The organism is Cognatishimia activa, assembly GCF_017798205.1.
GTDB lineage: Bacteria > Pseudomonadota > Alphaproteobacteria > Rhodobacterales > Rhodobacteraceae > Cognatishimia > Cognatishimia activa_A.
The window spans coordinates 1,644,821-1,660,455 of sequence record NZ_CP060010.1 but is presented as its reverse complement, the minus strand read 5'-3'; the positions used below and the strand labels follow the sequence as shown (position 1 = coordinate 1,660,455).

Genomic DNA, 15,635 nt, shown 5'->3' with positions numbered 1-15,635 from the left:
TATGACATTACATATACCACTCTCCGTAGAACGACAGAGTTTGATGACCAAGAACCTCCGCACCAGCCTTCGAAAAAACCGGCGCTCTGCCCAGCCTATGGCAGAGTTTGACCGTTTGCCTTGCGAGTTGCGCAAATGGCTGGCGAGCGCTGATCTGCCGTGGTCTGCGAAATCGACCCTCAGGCTCTGGCACAAGGCTCTCAGCAAACACAATGGCAATCGAGACGCGGCGCTCAGCTACCTTACCCACTGCGAGGTCTCGAAAATGAAAAAAGACGCGCCCGAGGTCTGGGGCGCGTCCTATCCGATTGACGATTTGCGCAGCGCTTAGTCGCGCAGAAGCTCGTTGATGCCAGTCTTGGACCGAGTCTTTTCGTCCACGCGCTTCACGATCACCGCGCAGTATAGGTTGATGCCATTCTTGGATGGCATGGAACCCGCAACGACCACCGAATAAGGCGGCACTTCGCCATACATGACTTCGCCGGTTTCACGATCCACGATCTTGGTGGACTGACCGATAAAGACGCCCATGCCCAGAACAGAACCTTCGCGGACGATACAACCTTCGACCACCTCAGAGCGCGCGCCGATAAAGCAGTTGTCTTCAATGATGGTTGGACCGGCCTGCATGGGCTCCAGAACACCACCGATGCCAACGCCGCCAGAGAGGTGCACGTTCTTCCCGATCTGCGCGCAAGAACCAACGGTGGCCCAAGTGTCGACCATGGTGCCCTCATCCACATAAGCACCCAGGTTCACGAAAGACGGCATCAGAACCACGCCAGGCGCGATAAAGGCAGATTTGCGTACAACAGCGTTCGGCACCGCGCGGAAGCCCGCTGCAGACCATTGGTTCTCGCCCCAGCCTTTGAACTTGCTGTCGACCTTGTCCCACCAGCCAGAGCCTTGAGGGCCGCCAGATTGCTCTTCCATGTCTTTGATGCGGAAGCCCAGAAGAACTGCTTTCTTGGCCCATTGGTTCACGTGCCAGCTGCCATCATCCAGCTTTTCTGCGACGCGCAGCTGACCACCGTCCAGCGCGTTCAGGGTGTCTTCGATGGCTTCACGGGTCTCGCCTGTGGTTGCGGGCGTGATGGTGTCGCGCGCCTCCCAGGCGGCTTCGATGGCAGTTTCGAGCTGTGCATTGGACATGAGAGTCGCTCCGATCAAATAAAGTTGCGCCTTGATAGCGAAAGCCAAAGGCGGCGTCACCCGCAGAATCGGGCGTTTATCGCAGGAATTGCGACATCGCGCGGTTGTGGCTGGTCACAGATGCGGCCAACGGCTAGCTTGACCACAAAGAAGAGTATTTTGTTGCAGGACCCTTTCATGACCACAGATCCCCGCACCCCGTTTCGTGATGCCCATACGGACCGCAGCTCGGCCAAACACGTGCCCGATACGCCCCAGACGCGGCATCCAGCCTATCGTCTGGCCTTCGCGGATGACGATTTCCTGTGTCAGGACGCGCTAAGGCCGGTTCGATTGCAGCTGGAACTGTTGAAACCTGAAATGCTTCAGGACGAACAGGGGATCGAAAGCACGATTGTTCTGTTTGGCGGCGCGCGCATTCCTGAGCCCTCCAAGAAAGATCAGGCGCGCACGCAGACTTTGGCGGATCTGTCAGAGTTCTATGACGAGGCGCGTGAATTCGCGCGGCTGATGACCTTGAAGTCCATGGAAACCGGCGGGCATGAGAACGTGATTGTCACCGGCGGCGGGCCTGGCGTGATGGAAGCAGGCAACCGCGGTGCGGTGGATGCGGGTGGCAAGTCGATTGGCTTGAACATCGTGCTGCCGCATGAGCAAGCGCCGAATGAGTATGTGACGCCCGAGCTCTGTTTCAACTTCCACTACTTCGCGATCCGCAAGATGCATTTCCTGATGCGCGCGCGGGCGATCACGGTGTTTCCGGGCGGGTTTGGCACGATGGACGAGCTGTTTGAGGCTCTGACCCTTATTCAGACAGGCCGCATGGAACGCGTGCCGTTCTTGCTCTTTGGCCGCGCCTTCTGGGAAAAGATCATCAATTGGGAGGCCCTGTCGGATGCGGGTACGATCTCGGCGGATGATCTGGAGCTCTTCCAATTTGTCGAAACCGCGCAAGAGGCCGTTGAGGCGATTGAAAACTGGGGCGCGACTGGCAAGCGTGACGCTATCCCGGGACGATAATCTCGGGGTACTCCTCGCCAAAGCGGCGAGCGAGCATATGGGCCGAGGTGCCGAAATGCGAGGCTTTGGCCATGCGTTTCTGCGTTGTGGGATCAAAGACAGCGAGCCCGCCGCCTGAGGCCCGCAAAGCATAGCCTTTTTCGTGGATGCGATCCTGCAGGTCCTGCCAGCCAGAGGCCATTGCAAAGTCCCGCGACAACAGGCGCTGCATAGCTGCGACCACATTGGGGTCATAGGTCGGCGCGGACTTGCCCTTGGTTCGTCGGCGCAGGTCACGCCGGATTGCGTCGCGCAAGATGTCGGCGATGGTCGAGCGATCCGAACGCGCCTCTGCCTCAAGCGCGTCCAGCACCGTTTGATCCAATTTGAACATGACAGAGACTTTTCCCATAGCCACAGCAAAGCGACTCTTGGTTAAGTTTCCGTGAACCCGCATCGGGCGCTGACGCGTTCTCTTTGGTGCAAAGAGCGCTTGGAACAGAGCGATGCGCTACTTAAGGCCTGCTTCCGCCTCGATCTGCTTACGAGATTTACGCGCGCGTTCGGTCGCTGATTTCAACTGACCACAGGCCGCCATGATGTCATCACCGCGCGTCTTGCGGATCGGGCTCGCGTAGCCAGCTTGATAGACGATATTTGCAAAAGCTCGGATCCGGTTATTCGACGACCGCTTATAGGGCGCGCCGGGCCATTCGTTGAACGGGATCAGATTGATCTTGGCCGGAATATTGTGGCGTTTGATATGATCGATAAGACGATGCGCGTCCTCATCCGTGTCATTCACCCCATCGAGCATCACATATTCAAAGGTGATCCGCTCGGAATTTGACACCTTAGGATAGGCCGCCAGCGCGCCCAGCAGCTCTTCGATATTCCAACGCTTGTTGATCGGCACTAAGACATCGCGCACGTCATCGGTGGTTGCGTGGAAAGAAATCGCCAAGAGACAACCGATCTCTTCAGCAGTCCGCGCGATCTCGGGCACCACTCCAGAGGTCGAGAGCGTAATACGACGGCGGCTGAGGGAAATCCCTTCTGGGTCCATCGCAATCTTCATCGCGTCGCGCACGTTCTCGAAATTATAGAGCGGCTCGCCCATACCCATCAGCACGATATTGGACAGCAAGCGCGTTTCGTCCTTAGGTGCGCCCGGCACAGGCCATTCCTCTAGATCATCGCGCGCCATCATGACCTGGCCGACGATCTCTCCCGCCGTCAGGTTGCGCACGAGTTTCTGCGTGCCCGTGTGACAGAAGGAGCAGGTCAGCGTGCAGCCAACCTGAGACGAAATACACAAAGTGCCGCGATCATCCTCAGGGATATAGACCACCTCGACCTCATGGCCGCCCGCGATCCGCACCAGATATTTCCGTGTCCCATCGGTTGAGACCTGTTTGCTCACGACCTCTGGGATCTCGATCACGAATTTCGCATCCAGCTCGGCCCGATAGGATTTCGCCAGATTGGTCATTTCGTGGAAATCCCGCACGCCCCACTGGTAGATCCATTGCCAGATCTGCCCCACGCGCATTTTGGCCTGCTTTTCCTTTGTGCCGTGCTCAATCAACACCGCGCGCAGCTGATCCCGCGTCAACCCGACGAGGTTGATCTTGCCCCCTTCGGGGGTCTTGCGAGGAATGGTCATAACATCCTGCGTGATCGGTGCGCTGGCGGACATGGCTTGGTCTCCGGGAAATCAGAGGCGTCAGATACACGAACTATAGCGAAATGCAACGCTTTGCGCAGCTGTCATTGGTTGACGGGACGCTATGAGAGGCTCAGGACTGCAACATACACAGGAGAGCCCCATGCCCGTTCTTGAAACCGTCCGCTATCGCACGAAACCCGGTGTCACTGTCGAAGCCGCCGTCGCGGCGTGGCACGACAGCCAGTCCTTCGCCACAGCCCAACCCGGCTTTCTGTCGCGCAAGATTGCTGTGACTGAGGACGGAGAGTTCCTCGATCTGGTGGAATGGCAAAGCATGGCGCATGCCAAAAAGGCCGCTGAAAATTTCAACCCGGCCAAATTTCCAGAACTTATGGGATTGGTTGAGGTGCTCGACGAAAGCACCATGGTCATGACCCACTATGAAGTACAGGCCACGACCTGAGCTTTAGCTACAACGCTTGCCCGCGTCGTCTACAGCCGCGGTGAAGCCCAACAAAGAGAATGTGTCTTGGGTGCGCGTCCCGCGACCCGAGACACCGACCAGAACCGCCTGTTTGCCACGCTTCATGGCGGCCACGATCTTGGCGTCTTCGTCGGCAGTAGAGGGCCATGCCCATTCGCCTTCGGTGAAAAGATCAAAGCTGTCGTTGTCGATTTTCAGATTAACCGTCGAGCCAGATTTAAACGGATAGCCGCCGGTAAAGCCCACCTGCCCGCGCACGCCCGCCTCTGGACGGTAGAATACCATCAACAGGGTTTGCGTGCGGCGCACAGCAACCACCGCGCCGTCGCGGGTGTTCACGCTTTCTTTAAAGGTAGAAACAGCCCAGCATTCCTTTGGGTTCACATCCTCAAACACGCTCCAGTCGGTCTTGGCTGCCACTTGGTTCGTACTTTCCTGAGCCGCCGCCTGCATGCCAAACACACATGCTGCGCCCAAAAACGCCCCACCAATCACTCCGCGCATCTTTGCAAATCCCATATCGCCAGCCTCCAAGCCTTGGCTTATCCTCAACCGCGCCCACCGCCACTTGTTTCTTTTATCAGCGCAGGCATTTTCTTCTCGATGCAGCTACACTACTCTGATTGTACCGTCTGGATAAAGCCCCGTTGGCGGTAATTTGCCATAAATTGAAGGTTACCATGACCCAATTCGTGCCTTTGGTCGACATCACACGCGGCCCAATTCTAGAGAGCATCCATTACGGGGATGCGGTTGTCTGCAATGCACAGGGCGAAATCGTTCATGCCTGGGGAGATCCCCATAAGATCGTACTGCCGCGCAGCTCTGCAAAAATGCTGCAGGCTTTGCCATTGGTGGAAAGCGGTGCGGCGGATGCATTTGGACTGACCGAGGCGCAAATCGCGCTGTCCTGCGCGTCGCATGGGGCGCAACCGATCCACACAGAAAGCGTGGCGTCCTGGCTGTCTGACCTTGGCCTGAGCGAAGCCGACCTGCGGTGTGGCAGCCATGAACCCAGCCACAAGGAAAGCCGTCGCGCGATGTTGCTCGCGGGTGAGACACCTTGCCAGCTTCACAACAACTGCTCGGGCAAACACGCAGGCTTTCTGACGTTGAACAAACACCTTGGCGGGCATTCGGAATATATCGAGATCGAACACCCTGTGCAGCAAGCCTGCCTGAGTGCGTTTGAGGAGGTCACGGGCGAGACCAGCCCCGGCTTTGGTATCGACGGCTGCTCCGCGCCCAACCACGCGGTGAGCCTTGTGGGGATGGCAAGGGCTATGGGCTTCTTTGCTGGGGCCAATCCCGAAGGGGACGCGCGCAACCGCGCTGCCTATCGCATTCACCGCGCGATGGCGAAATACCCGGTTCTGATTTCCGCTGAGGGGCGCGCCTGTGAACGGCTGATCAATGCTGCAGGCAACAAGATCGCGGTCAAAACCGGGGCCGAGGCCTTTTTCATCGCAATCCTGCCAGAACAAAAACTGGGTGTCGCGCTCAAGATCACCGATGGCTCCACCCGCGCCGCAGAATGCGCCATCGCGGCGATCCTCGTGAAACTTGGTGCGCTTGATCCGGCGCATCCGCATGCCCAGCGCTATATCAATTGGGACATCAAGAACGCCAACGGCTGGTCGACCGGCCACATGCGGCCCGCAGCTGTTTTGAATTAACCATTTGGAATTGCAAAAGCTCACGTTAGGGTAATCCCAACAGTCAAACCAACTCGGCAGCGTCCTGTTCAGGGGCGCCACCCAAAAAGAACGACATGACGGCAGGGACAAAAACACCTCGTTTCACTTTCATTTTGATGCCCGGATATTCCGCGCTGTCCTTTACGCATGCATTAGTGGTGCTGCAGCTTGCTAATAAGCACGGCGAAGGCGCGCCTTTCGAGATCCGTGTGCTCAGCGAAGACGGCACGCCCGTGACGGATGCGCTGGGCGGCAGTTTTCCCATCGATGGCCCCTTGGATGAACCGCAACGCGAAGACTTTGTCGTGCTTGTGACCGGAGACGATGTAGAGCGTCAGAACCTTTCCGCGGTCTCGGGATTTCTGCGCAAAGCGGAAAGGATCGGCGCAACGCTTTGCGCGCTTTATACCGGCGCATATGTACTGGCCAAGGCGGGCCTTTTGGACGGCAAGCGCGCGACCATTCATTGGGAAAAGCGCCAAGCCTTCATGGAAGAATTCCCCGAGGTCGATTTGACCGAGTACACCTTCACCTCAAGCGCGTCGCCCTATTGTTCATCGGGCGGCACCTCGGCGATTGATCTGATGCTGTTCCATATCTCGCAACTGAGATCTGAAAAGCTGGCTAATCTGGTCGCTGGGTTTTTGAATTACACCAGCATTCGCGTCATCCAACATTCCGCCCGTATTCAGGCCGCAGACCGCGTGGGCTTCCGCCATCCGAAGCTCTCTGAAATTCTGGCGTTGATGGAAACCAATCTTGAAGAGCCTTTACGCCCGTCGGATCTGGCCAAGACTGTGAATATCTCGACACGCCAGCTGGAACGCCTGTTCCGCCGGTATCTGAGTGCGACACCCAAGAAATACTACACCGACCTGCGGCTGCAGCGGGCGCAGCAGCTATTGTTGCAGACCAATATGACCGTGACGGCTGTGGGCGTCGCCTGCGGGTTCAATACCGCCAGCCATTTCTCGCGCTTGTTCCGCGCGCGGTTTGGCACCTCGCCCCATCGCCTGCGCGGTGATCCTGAGAAAGATTAGACCAGAACTTCGCTGCGTTCCTGCACGCCGACGCCAAACACGCGCTTGTAGCGTTCGACCTGATCCGCCGGGCCCATTGCTTTGTTCGGGTTGTCCGAAAGTTTCACCGTCGGGCGACCATTGGCGGCAACCGCTTTGCAGACCAAGGAAAACGGTGCGAGCTGATCGCCCGGCGTCAGCCCGCGGAAATCATTGGTCAGCAATGTGCCCCAGCCAAAGGACACGCGCACGCGGTCTTGGAACTGCGTCTGCAGCTCTGCGATTTTTTCCACGTCCAAACCGTCCGAGAAAATCACCAGCTTTTGAGACGGATCCTCACCGCGGTCCTTCCACCATTTGATGGCGATCTCAGCGGCGCCTGCGGGGTCTCCGCTGTCAATGCGAATACCTGTCCAGCCTGCAAGCCAATCCGGAGCTTTGGCCAAGAAGCCCTCGGTGCCGTAGGTGTCAGGCAGGATGATCCGCAAGTTCCCGTCATGCTCTTCGTGCCAATCAGCCAGAACCTGATAGGGCGCCTGCGCGAGTTCCGCATCGTCTTCGGCCAAAGCCGCATAGACCATCGGCAATTCATGCGCATTGGTGCCGATGGCCTCAAGATCATGGCGCTTGGCGATCAGGCAGTTTGACGTGCCGACGAACTTTTCCCCCAATCCCTCGCACATGGCTTGCACCGCCCAATCCTGCCAGAGGTGGCTGTGACGCCGCCGGGTGCCAAAATCCGCGATCCGCAGGTTGTCGACCTTCTGCAGCACCTCGATCTTTTCCCAGAGTTTGGTCATGGCGCGGGCATAAAGCACCTGAATCTCAAACTTCTTCATCGAGTGCAGCAGCGCCCTGCCCCGCAACTCCATCAGGATCGACAGCGCGGGGATCTCCCAGAGCATCACCTCGGGCCACGTGCCTTCAAAGGTCAGCTCATATTGATCCCCGACCCGCTCCAGATGATAGGCCGGCAGGCGCAGGTTTTCGAACCACTCCATAAAGTCAGGTCGGAACATCTGGCGTTTGCCGTAAAACGTATTGCCCCTTAGCCAGGTGCTTTCACCGCGACTAAGCGACAGAGAGCGCACGTGATCGAGTTGCTCGCGCAGCTCGCCTTCGTCGATGAGATCTGCCAAGGGCACCGAGGTCGTTCGGTTGATCAGAGAAAACTGCACCTGCGTGTCAGGCCGATTGCGAAACACGCTCTGGCACATCAAGAGCTTGTAAAAATCCGTGTCGATCAGGGACCTCACAATCGGGTCAATCTTCCACTTATGGGTCCAGACGCGGGTGGCTATGTCGACCATAGGGGTCTCCGGGAAATGCTTTGGGAGGAGTTTGCAGCGCGCGGCCGCCTCTGGCAAGCGGGGTTAGATCAGCGTAACGCCTGTGTCTTTCATCGCAGCGGTTGCGGCCGCGAGCGATCCATCCAGATCAATCGCCCGGCAGAGGTCCATACGCACGGAAACCTTAAGCCCAAGTTTCGCGGCATCAAGTGCCGAGAAATTCACACAGAAATCCGTCGCCAGCCCCACCATCGTCACATCCGAAATCCCGCGCGTCTTGAGATATCCTTCAAGCCCCGTGGGCGTGGTCTGGTCATTTTCGAAAAACGCGGAATAGCTGTCGATGGCTGGGTTATAGCCCTTACGGATGATCATATCCGCTCGGGTTGTATCGAGGTCTTTATGAAAGTCCGCCCCGCCGGACCCTTGCACGCAATGATCAGGCCAAAGCACCTGCGTGCCATAAGGCATCTCTACTGTCTCATAAGGGCCCTTCCCTGCGTGACTGCTGGCAAAAGAGCTATGCCCCGATGGGTGCCAGTCTTGCGTCAGTATCACCGCATCAAACTCTGGCATCAACGCATTAATTCCCGCGACGATCTGATCGCCCTCTGGCACAGCCAAAGCCCCACCCGGGCAGAAATCATTTTGAACATCAATCACGATCAGTGCGTTACGCATCCCACCCTCCGGTTGGTCTTTGTGCGACAACCTAGTCCTTGAAGTTACAGGCCTCAAGGCGTATGCCGCGGCGCATGTATACCGTATGCGCGCTCTATCACTTTACCTCTTTTGAGGATCACCAGGCTTTGCGTCAGCCTTTGCTGGACCTGTGTCTCGCAAATGAGATCACGGGCACGCTGCTCTTGGCACATGAAGGCATCAACGGCACGATTGCCGGACCGCGCAAAGGCATCGACGCGGTGATCGCGCATATTCAGTCCCTGCCGGGTTGCGCGAACTTCGAATGGAAAGAAAGCACTGCCAGCGAAAAGCCTTTTCCACGTATGAAGGTGAAGCTGAAGAAAGAGATCGTGACGCTGGGCCAGCCCAATGTCGATCCGACGGCCCATGTGGGAAACTACGTGGACCCTCAGGATTGGAACGAGCTGATCAAGTCGCCTGATGTGGTCACCATTGATACGCGCAATGACTATGAGGTCGCCATCGGGACCTTCGAGGGTGCGGTGGATCCTGAGACTGCGACATTCCGCGAGTTTCCCGCCTGGTGGGAAGAGAACAAAGACCGGTTTCACAACAAGCGCATCGCCATGTTCTGCACCGGCGGCATTCGTTGCGAGAAATCGACGAACTATCTGTTGGGTCAAGGTGTCGAGGACGTCTATCACCTCAAGGGCGGCATCCTGAAATACCTCGAAGAAGTGCCCCAAGAGGAAAGCACCTGGGAAGGCGAGTGTTTCGTCTTTGACGGACGCGTCTCGGTCGGCCACGGGCTGAAAGAAGGCCCGCATTTGCTGTGCCACGCCTGCCGCCGCCCGATCCTGCCAGAAGATGTCACGAACCCGGCCTATGAACAGGGCGTCAGCTGTCATCACTGTATTGATGAAACCAGTGAACGCGACAAAGAGCGCTTTCGCGAACGTCAGAAACAGATGGTTCTGGCGCGCAAGCGTGGCGAGCAGCACATCATCGGGCTGGACTGAGTTTAGAGCCTCATGTTTGATGCCCAGACAGGAGGCATCATGCAGGCAGCTTCACGGATAACTAACAAACAAGCGCGTTGGCTTTGGCTGGCCTCTCAGGGGTTGTCAGACACGCCTACGGGCCCGCTCGATGTCTATCGAATGATCGAGCAACTCGGCTTCGTGCAGTTGGACACCATCCAAACCGTCAGCCGCGCGCATCATCATATCCTGTGGTCTCGAAACCAGAACTACCGCGAGAAAATGCTTAATCCGTTGTTGGCCAAGGACCGGCTGATCTTTGAGCATTTCACTCATGACGCCTCAGTTATTCCAATGAAGGCCCTACCCGCTTGGCGACGCCAATTCCGGCGGATGGAGAAGAAAGCTAACCATTGGTACACCGAAGTCGCGGGCACCGATCTGATGCGCGACATCAAAGCCCGCATCACGGAAGAAGGCGCCCTATCTACCCACGCCTTTGACACTAAGAACGACCGCCCCAAGGAAATGTGGGCACGCCCCCCGCACAAACGCGCGTTGGATTACATGTGGCTCACCGGAGAGCTCGCGACCTGTTTCCGCAAGGATTTCACCAAGTTCTACAACCTGCCGGAACGGGTCTTTCCCGAAGAGCTGCGCACGCGCGAGATGTCCGAGGACGCGGAGCTCGACTGGCTCTTGAACGAAGCGATTGACCATATCGCCGTCGGCACTGCCGGAGAGATCCAGCGTTTCTGGGATGCCAGCACCTCGGTTGAAACCAAAGACTGGCTATGTAAAGCCAATCTCATCCCCGTCGAAATCGAGAACGCGGACAAGACGATCACCCAGGCCTATGGCGCCCCAGACATCGAGGCCCGCCTCGCGAATCTTACCGCGCCATCATCACGCCTTCGGATCGTGAACCCCTTTGATCCGGTGACCCGAGACCGTGCGCGCCTGGATCGCCTCTTTGGCTTTGACTACCGCATCGAAATGTTTGTTCCCGCCGCGAAACGCAAATGGGGTTATTACGTCTATCCAATCCTCGAAGGTGACCGCTTTGTCGGGCGCATCGAGGTCAAAGCCACCCGCGCGAAATCAGAACTGACCGTCTTCAACTTCTGGCCAGAGCCAGGCGTCAAATGGCCTACGGCGCGCCAAAACAAACTCCACGCCGAACTGGACCGATTGGGCCGCTTTGTAGGCTGCAAGCAGGTCACTTGGGAAACCCCATTTTCTCTTGCCTGAAGTACCCCGGGGTGAGGCCCGTCTTGCCAAAGCTTGAGAAGCTTTTGAGGGCCGAACGGGCAGAGCCCCAAGACACATCCCCAAAACAAAAAGCCCCGCCAGAAGCGGGGCCTTTCAAATTCGTCTCACCTGAACCTTAGGCAGAAGTCTTTTTGCCCTTGTGCGGCGCCCAGATCTTCTTGTTGGTCAGGTAAAGCAGAACAGACAGAATCGCGAGGATGAACACCCCGATAAAGCCTGCTTCTTTACGTGCCATCATCTTAGGCTCTGCGGTCCACATCAGGAAGGCAGAGACATCTTCTGCCATGTGGTGCAGCGAATTGTCGTGACCGTCGTCAAAGTCGACCAGACCGTCTTCCAGTGGAGGCGCCATGGCGATCCAGCCACCTGGGAAGGCGGTGTTTTCGTAGAAGGTGGTGCCAGCCTGAGTTTTCTCTTTGCCGGTGTAGCCATCCAGAATGGAGTAGATGTACTCACCGCCGCCCATGCCTTTGAAGAACTGGTTGATACCAGAGCCGTAAGGGCCGTGGAAACCAGCACGTGCCTTTGCCATGAGGCTCAGGTCAGGTGCGTTCTCAAGGTTGGATCCTGGGAAGAAGTCCGCAGGCTTGGCCGCGCGGAAGTCATCCAGCTCGGCGTCAAAGACTTCGAAGTTATCTGCTGCATACTGACGTACCTCAGCTTCAGAGAAGTGAGGACCACCCTCGTCTGCCAATGTACGCAGAGGCACATACTGCAGGCCGTGGCAGGCAGCGCACACTTCGGTGTAGACTTTCAGACCACGTTGAAGCTGGTTCTGATCGAAGGTCCCGAAAGGACCTTCGTAAGAGAAGTCAACGTCGTGCACGTGACCAGCGCCACCGGCGGCCATAGCAGCACCCGAAGTCAAGGTCAGGGCGGCAACTGCGGAGATCGCGAGTTTCTTAAACATTATCCCGTTTCCTCTTATTCAGCAGGTTCTGCTGGTTTGCCGTAATGGGCATTGAAGTCGTCTTCGATGGTCTCTGGCTGAGGCAGAGGCTTCTCGATCACACCCAGCAAAGGCAGGATGACCAGGAAGTATGCGAACCAGTAGGTCGCGCCGATCAGCGAGATGGTGGAGTATGGAGGCTCTGCTGGCATCGCGCCGGCCCACATCAGGACAACGAAGTCCAGAAGCAGAAGGCGATACCACCATTTGAACATCGGGCGATACTGACCAGAGCGCACACGGGATGTGTCCAGCCAAGGTGCCAGCGCCATGATCGCGATCGCACCAAACATCGCCAGAACACCAAAGAACTTAGCATCGATGATGCCGCCGGTGATCCAGCTTGCGAACATCACAACCCAGACGTCGCCAGTGAAGGCCCGCAGGATCGCGTAGAACGGCAGGAAGTACCATTCAGGAACGATGTGAGCTGGTGTCGCCAGAGGGTTGGCTTCGATGTAGTTGTCTGGGTGGCCGAGGTAGTTCGGCATAAAGCCAACAACCGCGAAGAAGATCACCAGAACAACTGCCAGACCAAAGAGATCTTTGATCACGAAGTATGGCCAGAATGGCAGCGTGTCTTTCGCCGCTTCTTCTTTGGAACCGCGACGCACTTCAACACCGGTTGGGTTGTTGTTGCCGGTGGTGTGGAAGGCCCAGATGTGCACGATCACGAGGCCTGCAATCACAAACGGCAGCAGATAGTGCAGCGAGAAGAAACGGTTCAGGGTCGCGTTATCAACGGCAGGGCCGCCCAGAAGGAAGGTCTGCAGCGCATCGCCAACGAAAGGAACCGCACCGAACAGGCCGGTGATCACGGTCGCGCCCCAGAAGGACATCTGACCCCAAGGCAGAACGTAGCCCATGAAACCAGTCGCCATCATCAGAAGATAGATGATCATGCCGATGATCCAGGTGACTTCGCGAGGCGCCTTATAGGAACCATAGAAGAGACCGCGGAACATATGGATATAGACAGCAAGGAAGAACAGCGACGCGCCGTTCATGTGCATGTAACGGATCATATGGCCGCCATTCACGTTGCGCATGATGTGCTCTACGGAAGCAAACGCCAGATCTACATGCGGGGTGTAGTGCATCACCAGAACAATACCGGTGACGATTTGCAGCGCCAGGCAGAACGCCAGAACGATGCCCCAGATCCACCACCAGTTCAGGTTCTTTGGGGTTGGGATCATCAGGGTGTCATAGAGCAGACCAACAACTGGCAGGCGGCTGTGCAGCCACTTTTCGCCGTTAGACTTTGGCTCGTAATGATCGTGAGGAATACCAGACATTCTTCGCGCTCCTTAGCCGAGGACCAGTTCGCTGCCCTCGAAACGGGCAACAGGAACAGGAAGGTTTTCGGGGGCCGGACCTTTGCGGATACGGCCGGATGTGTCGTAGTGAGAGCCGTGGCATGGGCAGAACCAGCCACCAAAGTCACCTGCGCCATCGCCCAGAGGCACACAGCCAAGGTGTGTACAAACACCCATCATGACCAACCATTCACCGTTTTCATCCATCGCACGGTTCTCATCCGCAGCGTCGGTGCCTGGTTTGTTGTCGTTGCGGGACTCGGCATCGATGCTCAGGTCCGCCAAAGGCACAGCGCGCGCCTCATCGATCTCTTCTTGCGTACGACGACGAATAAAGACCGGCTTACCAAGCCATTTCACAGTCAACTGCGTGCCCGGCTCGATGCCAGAGGTGTCTACGCGAATCGAGGCCAGAGCCTTGACGTCTGCGGAGGGGTTCATCTGATTGACGAGGGGCCAAACGGCCGCGCCTGCGGTCACTGCACCTGCGCCTGCGGTCGCATAATAGAGGAAATCCCTCCGGGTGCCTTCGTGATCATCTACGTGGGACACGTGGTTTACTCCAATTTTCGCGGCCGAATTCGGCCAATATGGGACTCAGCCGCAGTCTCCTGCAGCTTCTCCTTCGGTGCTTATTAGCGAAGCGTTTGTGGTGCGTCCAGCGCACATTCGCCATAAGTGGGCTAGAGCGTTGATCTGTCGCGCTTGAGGGCGCTAGAATTTGTTCCTATGTAGTCAAGAAAATCTTCATTTTGGGCATTGAGGGCAGTCACATGAAAAAATTGCGCAACGTTTTGGCGGCCGTGGCCGTGATTCTCGCAGGCCCCGCCTCCGCGGATATCGAACTCAGCTTTTACCTTGGAGCGCAGACCTCCCCGCATAGCCGGCTAACAGGCTCGTTCAACAACGGTGGTGGCACCACGAATGTGAATCGCCTGATCACCTGGGAAGGCAAAAGCTTTGAAACGCCGCCATACTATGGTGTCAAAGCTATGTACTGGCGCGATAGCGGTTGGGGTTTTGGTGTCGAAATGACCCATGCCAAGGCCTATATGTCTGATGCAGATCTCACCGCGCTTGGTCTGAACCGTCTGGAATTTACCGACGGCCACAATATCCTGACAGCAAACATCAGCCGCCGTTGGGATGGTCGCTGGTGGGATGGGCGATTGTCTCCATTTGTGACTGGAGGTCTCGGTTTGGCGATTCCGCATGTGGATGCACAGCCAACAGGTCTGGCGCGCACATATGGCTATCAAGTAACCGGGCCGGCGGCGCGGATTGGAGCCGGTGTGTCTATGGAATTGAATGAACGCTGGGATGCCTATGCGGAGTACCAGTTTACCTATTCCAGCAATTCCTTTGATCTGGACACGGGCGGCACCTTGGAAACCAACCTGATAACCAATGCGCTGAACATCGGTATCACTTACCGGTATTAATGGTCCGGACCCTTGGTCTGAAACTGCGAAAGGCGGCGTGCTGTGCACACCGCCTTTTTTATGGGCTGCGTCCAGAGTATTTTTGGCAAGATAAAATCAGGAAGGCGTGGTTGTCTGAAAAGACTCGCGCTGGCTAAAGGTGGCGAACCAATCCGCCAAGGTCTCGCGCCCGTCGCGCCACTGGCGCGCATCGTGGCGGAAGTCGATATAGCCCAGCGCACAAGCGATCCCGATCTGTGTGATATTGAGCGGGCCACTAAGGTGGCTCATCCAGCGCGCCTGCACCGCATCCAAAGCGCGTGTGGCTTTGCCCCATTGGGCCTCGACCCATGCTTCGCTGCGTTCGCCGTCTTGGCGGACACGAGCTTCATAGGCCATCAGAACCGCAGCCTCCATAATCGCATCGGCAGTCGCTTCGAGCGTGAGGAGTTCCCATTTCGCAGTTTCGGGATAAAGGTCGCCCTCGGCATGCGCGTTGAGGAATTGCGTGATGACGCGACTGTCATAGATCGCCGGGCCTTCATCACTGATGAGCGCTGGGATTTTGCCTAAGGGATTGGCCGCAAGGACTTCGGGTGCTGAAGCGAGCGGTGTTGTTGCAACTGAAAGAACCTCGATTTGCTCATCAAGGCCAAGCTCTTTCAAAGCAACCAAACATTTGCGCACAAAAGGAGAGGTCGGCGAGCCAATAAGTTTCATTCTGAGGTCCTTGTTAA

At 57.0% G+C, this 15,635-nt stretch carries 18 protein-coding genes; 8 read left to right on the top strand and 10 right to left on the bottom strand.

Annotated elements, in window-relative coordinates; translation table 11 throughout:
* Positions 1-43 precede the first annotated feature (43 nt).
* The gene (locus HZ995_RS08045; RefSeq protein WP_209355164.1) at positions 44-331 is read left to right on the top strand and encodes a DUF6525 family protein; all 288 of its coding nucleotides are present in this window, start codon (positions 44-46) and stop codon (positions 329-331) included.
* On the opposite strand, the gene dapD is transcribed toward HZ995_RS08045, so the two are convergent.
* On the bottom strand, positions 328-1,155 hold the full coding sequence (gene dapD, locus HZ995_RS08040) for a 2,3,4,5-tetrahydropyridine-2,6-dicarboxylate N-succinyltransferase (RefSeq protein WP_209355163.1): 828 nt from the start codon (positions 1,153-1,155) through the stop codon (positions 328-330). The two genes, HZ995_RS08045 and dapD, sit on opposite strands and share 4 nt — an antisense overlap.
* 177 nt (positions 1,156-1,332) lie before the next feature.
* Here dapD and HZ995_RS08035 point away from each other — a divergent pair, with 177 nt between their 5' ends.
* Positions 1,333-2,175 carry a TIGR00730 family Rossman fold protein gene (locus tag HZ995_RS08035; protein ID WP_209355162.1) on the top strand — a complete coding sequence of 281 codons (843 nt, stop codon included), beginning with the start codon at positions 1,333-1,335 and terminating at the stop codon, positions 2,173-2,175.
* On the opposite strand, the gene HZ995_RS08030 is transcribed toward HZ995_RS08035, so the two are convergent.
* Together HZ995_RS08030 and rlmN are read right to left on the bottom strand one after the other, a co-directional pair.
* The gene (locus HZ995_RS08030) at positions 2,159-2,548 is read right to left on the bottom strand and encodes a hypothetical protein (RefSeq protein WP_209355161.1); all 390 of its coding nucleotides are present in this window, start codon (positions 2,546-2,548) and stop codon (positions 2,159-2,161) included. The genes HZ995_RS08035 and HZ995_RS08030 overlap by 17 nt on opposite strands.
* Positions 2,549-2,665: 117 nt before the next feature.
* Entirely contained in the window at positions 2,666-3,853 is a 1,188-nt protein-coding gene (gene rlmN / locus HZ995_RS08025) for a 23S rRNA (adenine(2503)-C(2))-methyltransferase RlmN (RefSeq protein WP_209355160.1), read from the bottom strand.
* Positions 3,854-3,983: 130 nt separating this feature from the next.
* Here rlmN and HZ995_RS08020 point away from each other — a divergent pair, with 130 nt between their 5' ends.
* Positions 3,984-4,286, top strand: coding sequence for an antibiotic biosynthesis monooxygenase family protein (locus HZ995_RS08020; protein ID WP_209355159.1), 303 nt, complete (start codon positions 3,984-3,986; stop codon positions 4,284-4,286).
* Positions 4,287-4,289: 3 nt separating this feature from the next.
* Here the strand turns inward: HZ995_RS08020 and HZ995_RS08015 are convergent, their stop codons facing one another.
* Complete coding sequence (locus tag HZ995_RS08015; RefSeq protein WP_245168803.1) at positions 4,290-4,760, bottom strand: invasion associated locus B family protein; 471 nt, start codon at positions 4,758-4,760, stop codon at positions 4,290-4,292.
* Positions 4,761-4,987: 227 nt separating this feature from the next.
* On the opposite strand from HZ995_RS08015, the gene HZ995_RS08010 reads away from it, so the two are divergent.
* On the top strand, positions 4,988-5,983 hold the full coding sequence (locus tag HZ995_RS08010) for an asparaginase (RefSeq protein ID WP_209355158.1): 996 nt from the start codon (positions 4,988-4,990) through the stop codon (positions 5,981-5,983).
* A gap of 95 nt (positions 5,984-6,078) precedes the next feature.
* Positions 6,079-7,044 (top strand): GlxA family transcriptional regulator, encoded by a 966-nt coding sequence (locus tag HZ995_RS08005; RefSeq protein WP_209355157.1) that lies wholly within the window; start codon positions 6,079-6,081, stop codon positions 7,042-7,044.
* On the opposite strand, the gene pncB is transcribed toward HZ995_RS08005, so the two are convergent.
* Both pncB and pncA read right to left on the bottom strand, forming a co-directional pair.
* On the bottom strand, positions 7,041-8,333 hold the full coding sequence (gene pncB / locus HZ995_RS08000) for a nicotinate phosphoribosyltransferase (RefSeq protein ID WP_209355156.1): 1,293 nt from the start codon (positions 8,331-8,333) through the stop codon (positions 7,041-7,043). The two genes, HZ995_RS08005 and pncB, sit on opposite strands and share 4 nt — an antisense overlap.
* A 63-nt stretch (positions 8,334-8,396) precedes the next feature.
* A complete protein-coding gene (gene pncA / locus HZ995_RS07995) occupies positions 8,397-8,993 on the bottom strand; it encodes a bifunctional nicotinamidase/pyrazinamidase (RefSeq protein ID WP_209355155.1) in 597 nt (198 codons plus the stop codon).
* 74 nt (positions 8,994-9,067) lie between these two features.
* Between pncA and HZ995_RS07990 the strand changes: the two genes are divergently transcribed.
* Together HZ995_RS07990 and HZ995_RS07985 are read left to right on the top strand one after the other, a co-directional pair.
* On the top strand, positions 9,068-9,976 hold the full coding sequence (locus HZ995_RS07990) for a rhodanese-related sulfurtransferase (protein WP_209355154.1): 909 nt from the start codon (positions 9,068-9,070) through the stop codon (positions 9,974-9,976).
* 39 nt (positions 9,977-10,015) lie between these two features.
* Positions 10,016-11,188 carry a winged helix-turn-helix domain-containing protein gene (locus HZ995_RS07985; protein ID WP_209355153.1) on the top strand — a complete coding sequence of 391 codons (1,173 nt, stop codon included), beginning with the start codon at positions 10,016-10,018 and terminating at the stop codon, positions 11,186-11,188.
* A gap of 136 nt (positions 11,189-11,324) precedes the next feature.
* Here the strand turns inward: HZ995_RS07985 and HZ995_RS07980 are convergent, their stop codons facing one another.
* The 3 genes from HZ995_RS07980 to petA are packed head-to-tail and all read right to left on the bottom strand — an operon-like array spanning position 11,325 to position 14,029.
* On the bottom strand, positions 11,325-12,119 hold the full coding sequence (locus HZ995_RS07980) for a cytochrome c1 (protein ID WP_209355152.1): 795 nt from the start codon (positions 12,117-12,119) through the stop codon (positions 11,325-11,327).
* A 14-nt stretch (positions 12,120-12,133) separates the two neighbouring features.
* Positions 12,134-13,456 (bottom strand): cytochrome b, encoded by a 1,323-nt coding sequence (gene petB, locus HZ995_RS07975; RefSeq protein ID WP_209355151.1) that lies wholly within the window; start codon positions 13,454-13,456, stop codon positions 12,134-12,136.
* A gap of 12 nt (positions 13,457-13,468) precedes the next feature.
* Complete coding sequence (petA, locus tag HZ995_RS07970; RefSeq protein WP_209355150.1) at positions 13,469-14,029, bottom strand: ubiquinol-cytochrome c reductase iron-sulfur subunit; 561 nt, start codon at positions 14,027-14,029, stop codon at positions 13,469-13,471.
* Positions 14,030-14,250: 221 nt separating this feature from the next.
* Here petA and HZ995_RS07965 point away from each other — a divergent pair, with 221 nt between their 5' ends.
* A complete protein-coding gene (locus HZ995_RS07965) occupies positions 14,251-14,919 on the top strand; it encodes an outer membrane beta-barrel protein (RefSeq protein WP_209355149.1) in 669 nt (222 codons plus the stop codon).
* A gap of 96 nt (positions 14,920-15,015) precedes the next feature.
* On the opposite strand, the gene HZ995_RS07960 is transcribed toward HZ995_RS07965, so the two are convergent.
* Complete coding sequence (locus HZ995_RS07960) at positions 15,016-15,618, bottom strand: glutathione S-transferase (protein WP_209355148.1); 603 nt, start codon at positions 15,616-15,618, stop codon at positions 15,016-15,018.
* Positions 15,619-15,635 lie beyond the last annotated feature (17 nt).

What these genes read in the sequence shown, in the direction of transcription:
- HZ995_RS08005 (WP_209355157.1), top strand. Translation starts at nt 6,079, where the DNA reads ATGACGGCAGGGACAAAAACACCTCGTTTCACTTTCATTTTGATGCCC.
- pncB (WP_209355156.1), bottom strand. Translation starts at nt 8,333, where the DNA reads ATGGTCGACATAGCCACCCGCGTCTGGACCCATAAGTGGAAGATTGAC.
- HZ995_RS08010 (WP_209355158.1), top strand. Translation starts at nt 4,988, where the DNA reads ATGACCCAATTCGTGCCTTTGGTCGACATCACACGCGGCCCAATTCTA.
- HZ995_RS07980 (WP_209355152.1), bottom strand. Translation starts at nt 12,119, where the DNA reads ATGTTTAAGAAACTCGCGATCTCCGCAGTTGCCGCCCTGACCTTGACT.
- HZ995_RS08020 (WP_209355159.1), top strand. Translation starts at nt 3,984, where the DNA reads ATGCCCGTTCTTGAAACCGTCCGCTATCGCACGAAACCCGGTGTCACT.
- HZ995_RS07990 (WP_209355154.1), top strand. Translation starts at nt 9,068, where the DNA reads ATGTATACCGTATGCGCGCTCTATCACTTTACCTCTTTTGAGGATCAC.
- HZ995_RS08015 (WP_245168803.1), bottom strand. Translation starts at nt 4,760, where the DNA reads ATGCAGGCGGCGGCTCAGGAAAGTACGAACCAAGTGGCAGCCAAGACC.
- HZ995_RS08035 (WP_209355162.1), top strand. Translation starts at nt 1,333, where the DNA reads ATGACCACAGATCCCCGCACCCCGTTTCGTGATGCCCATACGGACCGC.
- HZ995_RS07960 (WP_209355148.1), bottom strand. Translation starts at nt 15,618, where the DNA reads ATGAAACTTATTGGCTCGCCGACCTCTCCTTTTGTGCGCAAATGTTTG.
- pncA (WP_209355155.1), bottom strand. Translation starts at nt 8,993, where the DNA reads ATGCGTAACGCACTGATCGTGATTGATGTTCAAAATGATTTCTGCCCG.
- HZ995_RS07985 (WP_209355153.1), top strand. Translation starts at nt 10,016, where the DNA reads ATGCAGGCAGCTTCACGGATAACTAACAAACAAGCGCGTTGGCTTTGG.
- HZ995_RS08045 (WP_209355164.1), top strand. Translation starts at nt 44, where the DNA reads ATGACCAAGAACCTCCGCACCAGCCTTCGAAAAAACCGGCGCTCTGCC.
- HZ995_RS08030 (WP_209355161.1), bottom strand. Translation starts at nt 2,548, where the DNA reads ATGTTCAAATTGGATCAAACGGTGCTGGACGCGCTTGAGGCAGAGGCG.
- petB (WP_209355151.1), bottom strand. Translation starts at nt 13,456, where the DNA reads ATGTCTGGTATTCCTCACGATCATTACGAGCCAAAGTCTAACGGCGAA.
- HZ995_RS07965 (WP_209355149.1), top strand. Translation starts at nt 14,251, where the DNA reads ATGAAAAAATTGCGCAACGTTTTGGCGGCCGTGGCCGTGATTCTCGCA.
- rlmN (WP_209355160.1), bottom strand. Translation starts at nt 3,853, where the DNA reads ATGTCCGCCAGCGCACCGATCACGCAGGATGTTATGACCATTCCTCGC.
- dapD (WP_209355163.1), bottom strand. Translation starts at nt 1,155, where the DNA reads ATGTCCAATGCACAGCTCGAAACTGCCATCGAAGCCGCCTGGGAGGCG.